The 13,433-nt window shown below is 65.1% G+C and carries 16 protein-coding genes; 12 read left to right on the top strand and 4 right to left on the bottom strand.

What is annotated here, in order from left to right:
- Window positions 1-126 precede the first annotated feature (126 nt).
- Genes K359_RS0128220 through K359_RS0128200 form a run of 5 tightly spaced genes read left to right on the top strand, consistent with a single transcriptional unit; the run spans window position 127 to window position 2,980 of the window.
- Window positions 127-924 carry a hypothetical protein gene (locus K359_RS0128220; protein ID WP_029082322.1) on the top strand — a complete coding sequence of 266 codons (798 nt, stop codon included), beginning with the start codon at window positions 127-129 and terminating at the stop codon, window positions 922-924.
- Window positions 911-1,282: a hypothetical protein gene (locus tag K359_RS0128215; RefSeq protein WP_029082321.1), complete on the top strand. Its 372-nt coding sequence runs from the start codon at window positions 911-913 to the stop codon at window positions 1,280-1,282. The genes K359_RS0128220 and K359_RS0128215 overlap by 14 nt, the downstream gene beginning before the upstream one ends.
- Window positions 1,283-1,299: 17 nt before the next feature.
- Entirely contained in the window at window positions 1,300-1,497 is a 198-nt protein-coding gene (locus K359_RS0128210) for a hypothetical protein (RefSeq protein WP_029082320.1), read from the top strand.
- Between the two features lie 28 nt (window positions 1,498-1,525).
- Complete coding sequence (locus tag K359_RS0128205) at window positions 1,526-1,834, top strand: DUF6166 domain-containing protein (RefSeq protein ID WP_029082319.1); 309 nt, start codon at window positions 1,526-1,528, stop codon at window positions 1,832-1,834.
- Window positions 1,835-1,870: 36 nt separating this feature from the next.
- Entirely contained in the window at window positions 1,871-2,980 is a 1,110-nt protein-coding gene (locus tag K359_RS0128200; protein WP_029082318.1) for a Zn-dependent alcohol dehydrogenase, read from the top strand.
- Window positions 2,981-3,084: 104 nt separating this feature from the next.
- Here the strand turns inward: K359_RS0128200 and K359_RS0128195 are convergent, their stop codons facing one another.
- Window positions 3,085-3,843: a GntR family transcriptional regulator gene (locus K359_RS0128195; RefSeq protein ID WP_029082317.1), complete on the bottom strand. Its 759-nt coding sequence runs from the start codon at window positions 3,841-3,843 to the stop codon at window positions 3,085-3,087.
- A 116-nt stretch (window positions 3,844-3,959) separates the two neighbouring features.
- Window positions 3,960-5,372: an MFS transporter gene (locus K359_RS0128190; RefSeq protein ID WP_029082316.1), complete on the bottom strand. Its 1,413-nt coding sequence runs from the start codon at window positions 5,370-5,372 to the stop codon at window positions 3,960-3,962.
- Between the two features lie 364 nt (window positions 5,373-5,736).
- On the opposite strand from K359_RS0128190, the gene K359_RS0128185 reads away from it, so the two are divergent.
- From K359_RS0128185 to K359_RS0128170, 4 genes are all read left to right on the top strand, one after another.
- Window positions 5,737-6,144: a hypothetical protein gene (locus K359_RS0128185; protein WP_029082315.1), complete on the top strand. Its 408-nt coding sequence runs from the start codon at window positions 5,737-5,739 to the stop codon at window positions 6,142-6,144.
- 156 nt (window positions 6,145-6,300) lie between these two features.
- A complete protein-coding gene (locus K359_RS0128180; RefSeq protein ID WP_029082314.1) occupies window positions 6,301-7,074 on the top strand; it encodes an NYN domain-containing protein in 774 nt (257 codons plus the stop codon).
- Window positions 7,075-7,283: 209 nt separating this feature from the next.
- On the top strand, window positions 7,284-7,673 hold the full coding sequence (locus K359_RS0128175; protein WP_029082313.1) for a DUF1236 domain-containing protein: 390 nt from the start codon (window positions 7,284-7,286) through the stop codon (window positions 7,671-7,673).
- 192 nt (window positions 7,674-7,865) lie between these two features.
- On the top strand, window positions 7,866-8,927 hold the full coding sequence (locus K359_RS0128170; RefSeq protein WP_029082312.1) for a ketopantoate reductase family protein: 1,062 nt from the start codon (window positions 7,866-7,868) through the stop codon (window positions 8,925-8,927).
- Window positions 8,928-9,046: 119 nt separating this feature from the next.
- Here the strand turns inward: K359_RS0128170 and K359_RS0128165 are convergent, their stop codons facing one another.
- Entirely contained in the window at window positions 9,047-9,649 is a 603-nt protein-coding gene (locus K359_RS0128165) for a thiamine pyrophosphate-dependent enzyme (RefSeq protein ID WP_035977274.1), read from the bottom strand.
- A gap of 8 nt (window positions 9,650-9,657) precedes the next feature.
- Window positions 9,658-10,206 (bottom strand): thiamine pyrophosphate-binding protein, encoded by a 549-nt coding sequence (locus K359_RS0128160; protein WP_029082310.1) that lies wholly within the window; start codon window positions 10,204-10,206, stop codon window positions 9,658-9,660.
- 173 nt (window positions 10,207-10,379) lie between these two features.
- On the opposite strand from K359_RS0128160, the gene K359_RS0128155 reads away from it, so the two are divergent.
- Genes K359_RS0128155 through K359_RS0128145 form a run of 3 tightly spaced genes read left to right on the top strand, consistent with a single transcriptional unit; the run spans window position 10,380 to window position 13,311 of the window.
- Window positions 10,380-11,345: a tripartite tricarboxylate transporter substrate binding protein gene (locus K359_RS0128155; RefSeq protein ID WP_029082309.1), complete on the top strand. Its 966-nt coding sequence runs from the start codon at window positions 10,380-10,382 to the stop codon at window positions 11,343-11,345.
- Between the two features lie 4 nt (window positions 11,346-11,349).
- A complete protein-coding gene (locus K359_RS0128150; RefSeq protein ID WP_035977265.1) occupies window positions 11,350-12,246 on the top strand; it encodes an amidohydrolase in 897 nt (298 codons plus the stop codon).
- Between the two features lie 15 nt (window positions 12,247-12,261).
- Window positions 12,262-13,311: a hydroxyacid dehydrogenase gene (locus K359_RS0128145; protein WP_029082307.1), complete on the top strand. Its 1,050-nt coding sequence runs from the start codon at window positions 12,262-12,264 to the stop codon at window positions 13,309-13,311.
- Window positions 13,312-13,433: the final 122 nt, after the last annotated feature.

Below are 13,433 nucleotides of genomic sequence, written 5' to 3'. Positions count from 1 at the left end.
CGGCATCAGCCTGATCGTTCGAAACCAGCCCAGGCTTTCCTGCTCCGTCTTGCGCGGGTTCCGCGCTTGCCTTTCGCATCTGATGTGCTACTGATATGTCAGATGAGGCACGATGGGAGGACCACGATGGAATTGGCTGCAACAGGGATGACCGACCGCCAGCGCAAATATCGCGCGACCTACCGCGAGCGCGTGGTGGGCTGGTACAATGGCTGGCTGCACGTCGTGCTGATCTACACGATCGGCTTCACCGCGCTGTACGTCTACCTGGCCAATGTGCATGACGTGAAGTGGTGGGAATACCTCACCATTCCGGCGGTCTTCCTGATTGCAAACTTCTTCGAATGGGCGGTGCATCGCTTCGTCATGCACAGGCCGTCGAACGTGCCGCTGCTGCGCGCGATCTACAGCCGCCACACGCTGATGCACCATCAGTTCTTCACCGAGGAGGAGATGCGCTTCGCCGATCATCACGACTGGCGCGTCACCTTCTTCCCGCCCTATGCGCTGGTGGTGTTTACCCTGATGTCGATCCCGCCGGCGATCGTCGCCGGTCTCGTGATCTCGGCGAATATCGGTTGGCTGCTGATCACCACGACCACGTCGATGTACCTGATCTACGAATTCATGCACTTCTGCTGCCACGTCGAGGATAATGCCTTCGTGCGCAACATGCCTTTCGTCAACACCATCCGCCGGCATCATACCGCCCATCACAACCAGTCGATCATGATGGAGCGGAATATGAATCTGACCTTCCCGGTGATGGACTGCTTGTTGGGCACCTCCGATCTCAATCGCGGCCTGCTCGGCCACATCTTCAACGGCTACAGCACGCGCTACGTGAAGACCGACATGCGACGGACGGCGAGGACGCCGCGGGTCGCGGTGAAGGAGCAATCGGTGCCGCATGCCGCAGCTTGAACCCAATCTCGCAGGCCTCGCCTGGTTCGGCCTGCTGTGGAGCGTGTGCTGTATCGGCTTCCTACAGCTGGCCGGGATGTATCCGCTGCGCGGACGCGCCGTTCTGCCGGTGACGGTGACGACGATCTTGTGGTTGATGTTGCTCGCCGGCACGCTGGCATTCGCCCTGCTCGAGCTGCGCTGGACAACGGTCGTTGTCGTAGGCGGCGTGCTGTTCCTGTTCCTGCCTGCACTGTTTCAGGTGCTGCCGGAATGGTGGCGTGACGGACGGGCGGGATTGCGCCTGTCATGTTGCGCCATGATTGCGGCGCTTGCGCTACTCGTCGGCGTGGCTGCACCGTCTTTTCACACTGGATGACCTGAAGGGAGGTCTCGATGCCAAGCCACATCAAGCTCATGCTGTCGCTGGCGTGCCTCGCCACGGCGGCCTGCGGGTACTTTTTCATGGTCTATCTGGGACAGCCGGGACCGAGCTACGCGGTCGCCTTCCTTGGCGTATTCGCCACGGTCGCGATGTGGATCTTCCCCGAGGTCGTCAAGAAGGACCTCAAGATGCGCCCGCCGGGATCTTGATATGATGCGGCAGCACAGGGAGGATCAGATGGCGAGCTACACGGGCGACCGCACCATCGACGGAATTTCCGTTCTCGTCGACGGTGCGCCGCTGTCTGCGCATTACGACCAGCTTCGGCTCACCGAACACGGTTTTGAATGGAGCTATGAGGGGCCGGAGCCGGCACAACTGGCCTTCGCGCTGCTCTATGATCATCTGCACGACGCCACTGCGGCGAAGGCGTTGCACGAAGTGTTCATGAGGCGCGTCGTCGCCAATTTCGACAATGAATGGGAACTTTCCTCCGCCGATCTCGACGAGGCGGTCGCGGCGCTGCGGTCCGGGCAGACGGCCTAACCCCACGCTGATTTTTCCGACAGAGAGCCCTTCGAGATGACCCTGACCTGTCGCGCGGCGGTGCTGCATCAAAGCGGAACGCCACTTTCCGTCGAGCGCGTTTCGCTTGCGCCACCCGCGCCGACCGACGTGGTGGTGAAGGTGCGTGCCGCGGGGCTCTGCCACACCGATCTGGAGGTGATCGACGGATCGCTGCGCTATCCCTTGCCGATGATCCTCGGGCACGAGGCGGCCGGCGTGGTCGAGGAGGTCGGCAGCGCGGTGCGTGACGTGCGAGCCGGCGATCACGTGATCCTGTCCTGGAATCCGCATTGCGGGCACTGCTTTCACTGCGACCGTGGGCAGCCGATCCTGTGCGAGACCTATCTCGCCAGGGGCGCGGAAGGCGTGCATTTCGACGGCGCGTCGAAGGCGCAGCTCGCGGGCGGCAGCGGCCTGGCGCATCTGATGTTCCTCGGCGCGTTCTCGGAATATGTCGTGCTGCCGGCGCAGCAGGCGATCGTCGTGCCGAAGGACATCCCGTTCGATCGCGCGTGCCTGATCGGCTGCGGCGTCATGACCGGCGTTGGCGCCGCGCTGAACGTCGCCGACATCGGCCATGGCGATACCGTGATGGTCACCGGCTGCGGCGCGGTCGGGCTGGCAGCGGTGCAGGGCGCCCGGCTCGCCGGCGCCGGCGCGATCATCGCGGTCGACCTCGATGATGCAAAGCTTGCGCTGGCGCGAACGCTCGGCGCGACACAGGTCGTCAACGCGGCGCGCCAGGACCCGGTCCAGTTCGCAAAGGAGGCGACGCGCGGGCGGGGCGCTGACGTCATCCTCGAGGCGGCGGGCCATCCGCTGGCGTTTCGGCACACCGCGGAGGCGGTGCGGCCGGGGGGTGAGGTGATCCGGCTCGGCAAGATCGACGTCACGCAAGACGTGAGTTTCCGCTGGGGGGCGTTGATGGGCGAGAAGCGATTTCGCCGCTCGAGCTACGGCGGGGCGCGGCCACGGCGCGACTTCCCTTTGCTGGCGCAGGCCTATCTCGACGGCCGGCTCAAGCTCGACGAACTGATCACCGGCCGCTGCACCCTCGACGGCATCAATGATGGCTTCGAGGCGTTGCGGCGCGGCCGCTCGATCCGCACGGTCGTCGAGTTCTAGAGCATGATCCGGAAAAGTGGTCCGGTTTTCCGAAGAGATCATGCTCAAACAAAGAGATGAGATCATGATGCGATTTCATGTAATCGCATCATGATCTAAAGCTCTCACAGCGTCGAACGTGCAAAACTTTCGATGTAGTCGATCAGGCTGTCGGACGCCGCGCCAGCGGCGTCGACGCGGCGCTCGGCGACGGCTTCGGCGACGTCGGCATGCAGCCGCGCCGCGAGCGGCAGATCGGCCGCTTCCTTGTAATGCTGGTACCAGAATCGGCGCGACAGGCCGTGCATCAGGCCCATGGCGCGGGAGGCGAACTCGTTGCGCGATGCCGCTGAGATCAGTGTGTTGAACTGGTGATCCAGCCGCATGAACAGCAGATCGTCGGATTTTTCCGCCGCGCGCCGCATGCCGGCGGCGATCTCGGTAAACTGGGCGCGCTGCTCGCTGGTGGCGCGCTCGGCGGCGCCGCGCGCCATCAGCCGTTCCAGCTCGCGCCGGACCTCGAGCAGGCGGAGCTGGGCCCGCAGGTCGATCTCGGACACCAGCACGCCGCGACGGGCCAGGATGTTGACGAGGCCGTCGCGCGACAGCCGCTGCAACGCCTCGCGAATCGGCGTACGGCCGATGTCGAGCCGCTTGGCGAGCACGAGCTCGGAGAGCGCGGTGCCGGGCGGCAGTTGCAGGGTCACGATCAGCTCTTCCAACTCGGCATAGGCGCGATCGGTGAGGGTGACGTCGCCTTGCGGGAGTGGGGCCTGCGCGGCAGCGCGCGGCTTATCGGCGGCGGCGGACGATCGCCGCGCCGGCCGGCGGCTTCCTGCTGCGCGCGCGCGCACCGTGCTGGATCGCTTGTTCGAATCGGCCATCGGGGTCACGCGTGCTGCTGTACAGCAGATATCTCACACGCCCCGATGGCACTGACAAGGCCAGTCGATCAGCGCTACGCCGAATCCGGCCGCATGCGGCGAACAGCAGCGCATCATCAGTGCGAAATGCTCTCCAGCGTCCGGCCGCGGGTTTCCTCGCCGAGCAACAGCACCGCCAGCGCCGCCACCACGAACGCGCCGGCGCCCAGTGCGAACACGCCGCTCTGTCCCGCCGCAGGCAGGATCACGCCGATCACATAAGGGCCGATCAGTGAGCCGATTCGGCCGACCGCGGAGGCAAAACCGGTTCCGGTGGCACGGACATGGGTGGGGTACAGTTCAGGCGTATAGGCGTAGAGCGCCGACCACATGCCGAACAGGAAGAACTGCATGCAGAGACCGGCAATGATGAGCTGGGTCTGGTCCGCCGCCGAGCCGTAGAAGTGGCAGGCGATCGCGCCGCAGAGCAGGTTCATCACCAGCGTCGCCTTTCGGCCCCAGGATTCGACGAGCCACGCCGAGACCAGGAAGCCGGGGATGCCCGTGAGCGAAATCAGGATCGTGTAGAACACCGATTTGGTGATCGGGAATCCCTTGGCCTGCAGCAACGCGCCGAGCCACGTGGTCAGACCGTAGAAGCCGAGCAGCGCGAAGAACCACAAGGTCCACAACATCGTGGTCCGCTTGGCGTAGATGCCTGAAAACAGCGTCCTCAGGCCCGTCACTTCGGACGCGGGAGCGGCGGCCTGGCGCACGACCGGCGGCAGTTCCTTGCTGCCGAGACGATCGCGGACCCTGCTTTCGATGTCGCGCACGGTCGCTTCGGCCCGCTCGGAATAGCCGTGGGACGCGAGCCAGCGCGGCGATTCCGGAACGTAGCGTCGCACCACAAGCACGAAGACGGCCGGGATCGCCTGCAAGATGAAGACCCACCGCCAGTCGGCGGCCTGCAGCACGAAGTAGGTCAACAGGCCCGACGCGATGAAGCCGAGCGGCCAAAACCCTTCGAGGAAAGCGATGTAGCGGCCGCGGTTCCTGGCCGGCATGATCTCCGAGACCATCGACTGCGCGACCGGAAACTCCATGCCCATTCCGAAGCCGAGCAGCAGGCGGGATGCGCCGAGCGCGGTCGCCGTCGTCGAGAGACCGCAGCACAGGCTGCCCAATCCCCAGAAGATCATGCTGACCTGGAAGACGCGGGCGCGGCCGAAACGGTCGGCAAGCAGGCCGGCGGAGGCAGCGCCTACGAACATGCCGAGGAAGCTCATGCTGGACAGCAGCCCGGCTTCCGCCGTCGAGAGGCCGAAGGTTTGGCGGATCGAGCCGAGCACGAAGGTCAGCGCGGCCAGGTCCATGCTGTCGAAGAACCATGCGGTTGCGATGATTCCGAAGATCCAGCGCTGATAGGAGGTCAGCGGCAGGCGCTCGAGCCGTGCCGCGATGTCGGCGACCTGCTGGGCTTGCGCGGTGCGCGCGACGGCGGCCGGAGCCCGGCTTCCGGGCGATGCGGTGACGTCGGAAATTGTCATGGCTGTCCTCCCCAGGTGGACGTTGCCGGGCTCTTGTCGGCCCGTCCATGAAATGTCACACGGATGGCAGTGATATGTCAATTGGTGATCAGTGCGGAATCGGCGGTACGAACCCGGCTGCGGCGCCGGATGCGGCCGCGGATAAATCGGCGCACGGCGCGGGCCTGCTGTGATCTGGTCGACGATCCAAGCCGCTTCGGGCATCCTCCGGAGCGGCATCGCCACCCGGTTAACGGCATCCGAGAAATCGGGGGTTAACGGATAATCGGGCTTTAACGGGGGGCGGACTAAACGTCTCGTGATTGCACGCGCTGGAACCCGGCAGGTATCCGATGGCGCGTCCGGAGGAGGCGTTTTCCCTACCATGTCAATTCAGCTCGATTCGGATTTTGAAAGCGACGATCGCGCGAGGGCGCAGATCGACGCGGCGGTCAGCTATCTGCTCAGGGACGCGACCGGCGTGGCGCGCGACCATGCTGTCGAGGCCATCGTCGAACTGGTCCGCGATATCGCAAGCCGGCCGCCCGGTCTCGACATGGCATCGCGGCAGCCGCTCATGAGCGGCGTCGCCTACAAGGATTATGTGATCGATGCCTACCGTCGCGATGTCGATCGCTGGCGCGCCACCATCCGCCGGTCGAACGGCAAGAAGATCCGGATCGCCTTTCCGCCCTCGGTGCGCGACGACGCAACGACGACGGCGGATGCGATCACCGCCGAGAAGGCCATCGAATTCGCCAGGCGGGCGATCGACATGGGCGAAGTGATCTGATCCGCACCGCCTGATGGCTGCCGTCGCCGCGAAAATCCACCCGACGGCCGCCAAGCCTATGCTTGGGACGCGCGATGTGCTCCGATGCGGCGGCCGCACCGGTTCCGCTGCCGTTTGCGGAGACGTCGATCCATCGCTTCCCAGCCGAGAAAAGCCATGCCTTCCGAACTGCGTTCGCCCCGACTCGCCGTCCTGATCGACGCCGACAATGCATCTGCACGGATCGCCGATGCGCTGTTCGAGGAGATCGCCAAGATCGGCGAGGCCAGCGTTCGCCGAATCTACGGCGACTTCTCCAATCCGCGATCCAAGGGTTGGGCCGACGTGCTGTCCAAGCACGCCATCATCCCCCAGCAGCAGTTCGCCTATACGACCGGAAAGAATGCGTCCGACATCACCTTGGTCATCGACGCCATGGACCTGCTGCACAGCGGCCGGTTCGATGGCTTCTGCCTGGTGTCCTCCGACAGCGATTTCACCCGTCTGGCCGCCCGCATCCGCGAGCATGGCATCGACGTGTTCGGGTTCGGCGAGCAGAAGACACCGGAGAGTTTTCGGCAGGCCTGCCGCAGGTTCGTCTATACCGAGAATTTGCGCGGCGGGGTGACGAGCAATCAGGATGCGGCCATGCGTGCCCAGCCGTTGCAGCCGCCTGACGCCGCGACGTCCATCCTCAAGAAGGTCATCGGCCAGATGGCGAGCGAGGACGGCTGGGTGACGCTTGGCGAGGTCGGACGGCAGCTCGCCAATCTGGCGTCCGATTTCGATCAGAGGACGTACGGCTTCCGCACCCTGGGCGAGCTGGTGCGCAGGACAAACGCTTTCGAGATCGAGTCCAAGGGTGGGACGATGCGAATCCGCGTCAAGCCGGCGGCTGCACCGCCGCCAAGGCCGCCAAGACGGCGAGCCGTGCGAAAACCTGCGGAATGAGCGGCCCGCGCTTGCTGTGCTCCGCCTCAATCTGAACCGATCATGAATGCCGCTCGGACATCATCCGAAGCGGCATTTTCATGTGCGCAGGAACTGAAGGGAATTGCGCGCGGAACCGCAGTCTGCGCGCAAGTTTGCGCTGTTGGAACTGGAACGTTCTCATTGCTTGCGATGTTGAGGGGCAGCTCACAACTCGGAGGAGGAGAATGATGAACAAGCGTTTTGCCGTTTCCCTTGTCGCTGCTGCGTCGCTGCTTGCGTCCGGTTCGGCCTACGCGCAGTCCACGACTGCAGCGGGCGCCGCGAACGGTGCGCGGACCGGTGGTGAAATCGCAGGTCCCGTCGGCGAGATCGTCGGCGGCACGGTTGGTGCTGCGGTCGGCGCCGGCCTTGAGATCCCGAATGCGGTGATCGGATCGATCCCGCGCGGCGAGCCGTCGGTGGTGGTGCGCGAACGCGTCGTGGTCGGCGAGCCGCTGCCGGATACGGTCGTGCTGCACCCCGTGCCGCGCTACGCCGAATATCACTATGCGATCGTCAACGATCACCGCGTGATCGTGGATTCCCGGACCCGCAGGGTGGTGAGGGTCATTGACTGATCGCGCCCGGATTTCTGACTGTCGACATCCTCGCGGGCACATCGCCCGCGGGGATTCGTTTGTCCCATGATACGGGCATGGCACAGGTCCGCTTTTGGCATGCACGGAGCGGTTGGCCTGACGGCCTGATCCCCTAGACTGGCTCCAACGAGCGGACGCGGCCAGCGTCCGCCAAGAGCAGGGGATGGAAACATGGGTCGGAAGATCGCGATCGTCGGCGCGGGTGCGGTCGGCGGCTACGCCGGCGCGCATATGGTGCAGTCCGGTGAGGACGTCACCTTCATCGATCCCTGGCCCGAGCATGTCGAGCACATGCGCAAGCACGGACTGCGGGTCACGCACGCGATGGACGTTGCCGAATTCTCGGTGCCGGTGCGCGCGCTGCACGTCACCGACGCGCAGCAACTGGCGAAGGAAAAGCCGGTCGACATCGCCTTCGTCTGCCTGAAGTCGTACGACACGGCCTGGGCGACGATGCTGATCCGGCAATATCTGGCGGCGGATGGTTACGTCGTGTCGCTGCAGAACTGCATGAACGAGGAGACGATCGCCGGCATTGTCGGCTGGGGCAAGACACTCGGCTGCATCGCGAGCAGCATCACCGTCAATCTGCCCGAGCCCGGTCATATTCACCGCGGCGCCGGCAAGGGCGGGGCTCAGCACACCGTGTTTCGCGCCGGTGAGGTGCATGGCCGCATCACCGCGCGGGCGGAAGAGGTTTGCCGTCTCGTCGGCTATTCCGACAGCGCAAAAGTCACGGGCAATCTGTGGGGCGAGCGCTGGTCGAAACTGGTCGCCAATGTGATGGGCAACGGGCTGTCGGCCTGCACCGGCCTGCCGGGCGGCGAGGTGCTGCAGAGCGAACCGCTGCGCCGCTTTTCAACGCGGCTCGGCAGCGAGGCGATCCGGGTCGGGCAGGCGCAGGGCTATCAGCTGGAGGAAATCCTGCATCTGCCGCCAGAGACCATCGCGCGGGCCGGCGAGGGCGATGAGGCCGCGACGCGCGCCTGCGACGCGCAACGCTTCAAGGATGCCAAGCGCACGTCATCGGCGCAGCGCCCCTCGATGGGCCAGGACATGCAGAAGGGCCGCCGCACCGAGATCGAATTTTTGAACGGCCTCGTGGTGCGCGAAGGCGAAAAGCTCGGTATCGCCTGCAACGCCAACGCCGCGCTGACCGACATCGTCAAGCGCGTCGAACGCGGCGAACTCGCGCCGGATCCGCGGCACATCACGGAGTTGCGGATGAATTGAGCGGAGTCGCTGACCCCCACCGTCATTGCGAGCGAAGCGAAGCAATCCATTCTTCCGCACGTCTGGAAAGATGGATTGCTTCGTCGCTTCGCTCCTCGCAATGTCGGATGCGTAAGGCCCTACAGCAGCTGCCGCACCCCCATTCCGTTCATGAAGCGTTCGCGAATCTGCACGGGGTCGCGGCGGGTAGTGCCGGTGCCGGGCTTGTCGTCGATGCGGACGCCGATCAGCGACGGCCCCGAGGCCGATTTCGACTGCTCGATCAGGCGTTCGAAATCATCCTCGTCGGCGGCCCAGGAAGAGTGGGCAAGGCCGCTGGCAAGCGCGAGCGCGACGATGTCGGCATGGCCGGCGGCAGGCGTCGGCTGCGCGCCCGTGATCTGGTAGATGCCGTTGTCCATCACGACCATCGTCAGGTTCTTCGGCGCCAGCGTCGCAATCGTCGAGAGGCAGCCGAGCTGCATCAACAGCGAACCGTCGCCTTCCAGCGCGAACACCCGCCGGTTCGGCTGCGCCAGCGCGACGCCGAGCGCGATCGGAAACGCAAGTCCCATGCTGCCCAGCATATAGAAATTCTGCGGGCGGTGGCCGGCGGCCCACAGGTCGAAATTGGTGTTGCCGATGCCGCCGATCACGGCCTCGTCCTTCAGTTTTGCAACCAGACGCTGGGTGAGGTCGAAGCGGTTCATCACCTTGGTGTTGCGCGCGTGTGTGTTGGTCATGGCGGCGCTCACTTGTCGAAGGTTTTGCCGCCGGTCAACAGCGGCGAGAGGATCAGCGCCACCGGCGCCTGGGTAGCGACGGCCTGCTTGATCGAGCGGTCGGCGATGAATTCGAGCTCGTCGAGCCGGGTGATGGTGTGATGTTCCATCGCAAGCGAATCCAGCACCGGGCGCATGGTGCGGCATACCAGCGCCTGGCCGTAATTGAACTCGCCGAGCGTGCCGCGCTCGGAGACAAACATGATCAGCGGGATCTGGTAGGGCACCGCGAGCGAGGCGAGCACATTGGCGAGCGTCGCAAAGCCCGAGGTCTGCATCAGCACCGCGCCGCGCATTCCGGCCATCCAGGCGCCGGAGACGATGCCGACGGCCTCTTCCTCGCGCGCGGTCGGAAACGTCGTGAAATAGGGATCGGCGTGCAGGTTCTTGATCAGCGTGGTCAGCACCCGGTCGGGCACATAGGGCACCAGCTTGATCTCGTTCCGCTTCAGCGTCTGCAGCACGATGCCGTGCCAGGTAGCCTTGTCCTGAGGCGAGGCTTGTTCCGCGGCCGCCATCCCATTCTCCCTGTTCGCGCGCGACGCTTAAGGCCGCTTGCGACACGCAACTTGACGCCGTGCATGCGATTGTCAACATGCCGCGGCCGCAACGCGATCTGCGGAATTCGGCCATCCCAGCGCCGAACCAACGTGCGATAGAGACGGTAACGATAAAGGGACGGGAGGCGTCGATGGCCGGATGGGTCTGGCGGACCGCCATTGCGGCAGCGGCCATGGTGATGGCCGGCCTTGCGTCCGCGCAGCCGTTCCCGGCAAAGGCCGTTCACATTCTCGTCCCATATCCGCCCGGTGGCGGCGTCGATGTGCTGACGCGGACGCTGGCCGAAGCGGTGTCAAAATCCTGGACGCAGTCGATCGTGGTCGAGAATCGGCCGGGCGCCGGTGGGGTGATCGCCTCGCAGGCGATCGCGACCTCCGCGCCCGATGGCTACAATCTGATCATGGTGGCGAGCGGCCACGCCACCAATCCTTTCCTCTACCCAAAACTGCCCTACGACACGTTCAAGGACTTTTCGCCGATCTCGCTGCTCGCGTCATCGCCGAACGTGCTGCTGGTGCGCGCGGACTCGCCGTTCAAGTCGGTCGGCGACGTCATCGCTGCGGCGAAGGCAAAGCCGGGTAGCCTGTCCTTCGCCCATGCCGGCAACGGCACCTCGACCCATCTGGCCGGCGAGCTGCTCAAGAGCCTTGCGAAGATCGATCTCAACGCGATCCCCTACAAGGGCGGCGCGCCCGCAATCAACGATCTGCTTGGCGGACAAATCCCGATGTCGTTCAACAACGGGCCGGAATCGGTCGGGCAGTTGCAAGCCGGCACGGTTCGCGCGCTGGCGGTGACGACGGGCTCGCGCGCGCCGTTCCTGCCAGACGTGCCGAGCATGTCGGAGACCGTGCCGGGCTACGACACCGAGGTGTGGTGGGGCCTGATCGGCCCTGGCGGCATGCCCGCCGATCTCGTCGCAAGAATCTCGCACGATTTCGTCGCGGCAGTGAACACCGAGGCCGTGAAGGAGCGTCTCGGCAAGCTTGGCGCGATCCCGATCGGCTCGACGCCGGAGACATTCGCAGCCAAGATCAAGGCCGACTACGACAAATGGGGGCCGATCATCAAGGCCGCCGGCATGAAGGCGGAGTGAGCCGATGGCTGCGTCAGAGATTCCCGCCTGCCTGCCGCCGCGTCCGGTGACGCCGCCTAGGGAAAGGTTGCCGGCGAAGGCCTGCGATACCCATGCGCATGTGTTCGGGCCGGCGGACCGCTTTCCCTATGCGGGAGATCGCAGCTACACGCCGCCGGACGCGCCGCTTGCGACCTATCTCGGCATGCTCGATGCGCTCGGCTTCAGCCGCGGCGTGCTGGTGCAGGGCAGCGCGCACGGCCACGACAATTCGGCGATGCTAGACGCGTTGCAGCGCGAGCCGGCGCGGCTGCGCGGCGTCGCGGTGGCCGATGCCGATGTCGCGGCGGGCACGCTGCGGCAATGGCACGTGCTCGGTGTGCGCGGCTTGCGCTTCAACCATTTCTTCCGCGCCGGCCAGTTGCACTATCGCGGCGGCATTCCGCTCGGCGTCGCTGAGACGCACGCGGCTGTGATGGCCGAGCTCGGCTGGCATCTGCAGCTCTGGATCGATGTGAAGGACTTGCCTGACACGATCCCGACGCTGAAGACGCTCGGGCTGCCGGTCGTGGTCGATCACATGGGCCGCACCGATGCGCGCGCCGGCGTCAACACCGAGGGCTTTCAGAGCCTGCTGCGCGCGGTCGGTGAAGGCTGGTGCTGGGCGAAACTGTCCGGCGCGCATCGCTTGAGCCTCAGGGCGCCGGATTATCCGGATGCGCGGCCATTCCACGAGGCGCTGGTCGCGGCCAACTCCGAGCGGCTGGTGTGGGGCGGCGACTGGCCGCATCCGCGGGTCGAGGGCGAGATGCCCGACGCCGGCCATCTGCTCACACTGTTCCAGGAATGGACGCCGGATGCGGCGGCCCGGCATCGCATCCTCGTCGACAATCCCGCAAAACTCTATGGCTTCCCAAACTGAGAGCTGTCCGAAGACATGACCGTCAACATCAAGCGCGTGTTCTACGTCAAATACCTCGCCCATGAGATCTACGTCGATATCCTGAAGAAGCGGCCTGACGTCCGGCTCGACCGTCTCGAGAACGACACACCGGAGACGCAGTTCGCGCCGGTTCTCGCCGACGCGCATGCCTATCAGATCGGCGCGGCGCGCGATGAGCTGGCACCGCATTTCCATGCCCATGCCGAGCTGTTGAACCGCGCGCCGAACCTCTTGATCGTCTCCTCGAACGGCGCCGGGTTCGATCCCGTCGACGTCGATGCCTGCACGGCGGCGGGCGTGCTGGTGGTCAATCAGTCCGGCGGCAATGCCAATTCGGTCGCCGAGCACGCGCTCGGCATGATGCTGACGCTGTCGAAGCGCATCATCCAGTCCGACCGCCGGCTGCGCCGCGAGGCCAATGTCAACCGCAACGACCTGATCGGCAACGAGCTGAAGGACAAGACCGTCGGCATCGTCGGCCTCGGCAATGTCGGTCGCCGCATCGCCGAGCTGTGCAAGGGCCTGCTGCACATGAAAGTGATCGCCTACGATCCGTATCTCACGGCGGAAGAGATGGCGAAGCGGGGCGGCGAGAAGGTCGAGCTCGACGATCTCTTGCGCCGCGCCGATTTCGTCTCGATCTCCTGCCCGCTGGACAGCAAGAGCAGAAGCATGATCGACGCGCGCGAATTCGCGCTGATGCAGCCGCACGCGTATTTCGTCACCACCGCGCGCGGCTTCATCCATGACGAGAAGGCGCTTGAGGGTGCATTGCGCGACAAACGCATTGCCGGCGCCGGCCTCGACGTCTGGTCCAAGGAACCGCCGCCACCGGATCATCCGCTGCTGCAGTTCGACAATGTGCTGGCAAGCCCGCACACGGCCGGCGTCACCCGGGAGGCGCGCATCAACATGGGCCGGATCGCCGCCGAGCAGATCCTCGATGCGCTCGACGGCAAGCGCCCGCCGCGCATCATCAACCCCGAAGTCTGGCCGGTTTACGCGAAGCGGTTCGAGAAGGCGTTCGGGTTCATGCCGCAGTAGCAGACGGGAGTGTGGAATATCGTGTGCCTGGGGCGTCGGCGTCGCATCGTGATGGCCCCGTTAAGCCCGGTGCCGGTCATACAGCTCGGCGCAACTGGAACAGGTGAAGTGTGTTCGGCACT

The organism is Bradyrhizobium sp. th-b2 (assembly GCF_000426785.1).
In the GTDB taxonomy this organism is placed as follows: Bacteria; Pseudomonadota; Alphaproteobacteria; order Rhizobiales; family Xanthobacteraceae; genus Bradyrhizobium; species Bradyrhizobium septentrionale.
Note: the sequence above shows the minus strand (reverse complement) of the source record. Positions and strands in the feature narration are given on the sequence as shown.

Coding starts and splice junctions, on each gene's coding strand:
- K359_RS0128180 (WP_029082314.1), top strand. CDS start 6,301: ATGCCTTCCGAACTGCGTTCGCCCCGACTCGCCGTCCTGATCGACGCC.
- K359_RS0128215 (WP_029082321.1), top strand. CDS start 911: ATGCCGCAGCTTGAACCCAATCTCGCAGGCCTCGCCTGGTTCGGCCTG.
- K359_RS0128185 (WP_029082315.1), top strand. CDS start 5,737: ATGTCAATTCAGCTCGATTCGGATTTTGAAAGCGACGATCGCGCGAGG.
- K359_RS0128200 (WP_029082318.1), top strand. CDS start 1,871: ATGACCCTGACCTGTCGCGCGGCGGTGCTGCATCAAAGCGGAACGCCA.
- K359_RS0128170 (WP_029082312.1), top strand. CDS start 7,866: ATGGGTCGGAAGATCGCGATCGTCGGCGCGGGTGCGGTCGGCGGCTAC.
- K359_RS0128160 (WP_029082310.1), bottom strand. CDS start 10,206: ATGGCGGCCGCGGAACAAGCCTCGCCTCAGGACAAGGCTACCTGGCAC.
- K359_RS0128145 (WP_029082307.1), top strand. CDS start 12,262: ATGACCGTCAACATCAAGCGCGTGTTCTACGTCAAATACCTCGCCCAT.
- K359_RS0128190 (WP_029082316.1), bottom strand. CDS start 5,372: ATGACAATTTCCGACGTCACCGCATCGCCCGGAAGCCGGGCTCCGGCC.
- K359_RS0128150 (WP_035977265.1), top strand. CDS start 11,350: ATGGCTGCGTCAGAGATTCCCGCCTGCCTGCCGCCGCGTCCGGTGACG.
- K359_RS0128210 (WP_029082320.1), top strand. CDS start 1,300: ATGCCAAGCCACATCAAGCTCATGCTGTCGCTGGCGTGCCTCGCCACG.
- K359_RS0128155 (WP_029082309.1), top strand. CDS start 10,380: ATGGCCGGATGGGTCTGGCGGACCGCCATTGCGGCAGCGGCCATGGTG.
- K359_RS0128205 (WP_029082319.1), top strand. CDS start 1,526: ATGGCGAGCTACACGGGCGACCGCACCATCGACGGAATTTCCGTTCTC.
- K359_RS0128220 (WP_029082322.1), top strand. CDS start 127: ATGGAATTGGCTGCAACAGGGATGACCGACCGCCAGCGCAAATATCGC.
- K359_RS0128195 (WP_029082317.1), bottom strand. CDS start 3,843: ATGGCCGATTCGAACAAGCGATCCAGCACGGTGCGCGCGCGCGCAGCA.
- K359_RS0128175 (WP_029082313.1), top strand. CDS start 7,284: ATGAACAAGCGTTTTGCCGTTTCCCTTGTCGCTGCTGCGTCGCTGCTT.
- K359_RS0128165 (WP_035977274.1), bottom strand. CDS start 9,649: ATGACCAACACACACGCGCGCAACACCAAGGTGATGAACCGCTTCGAC.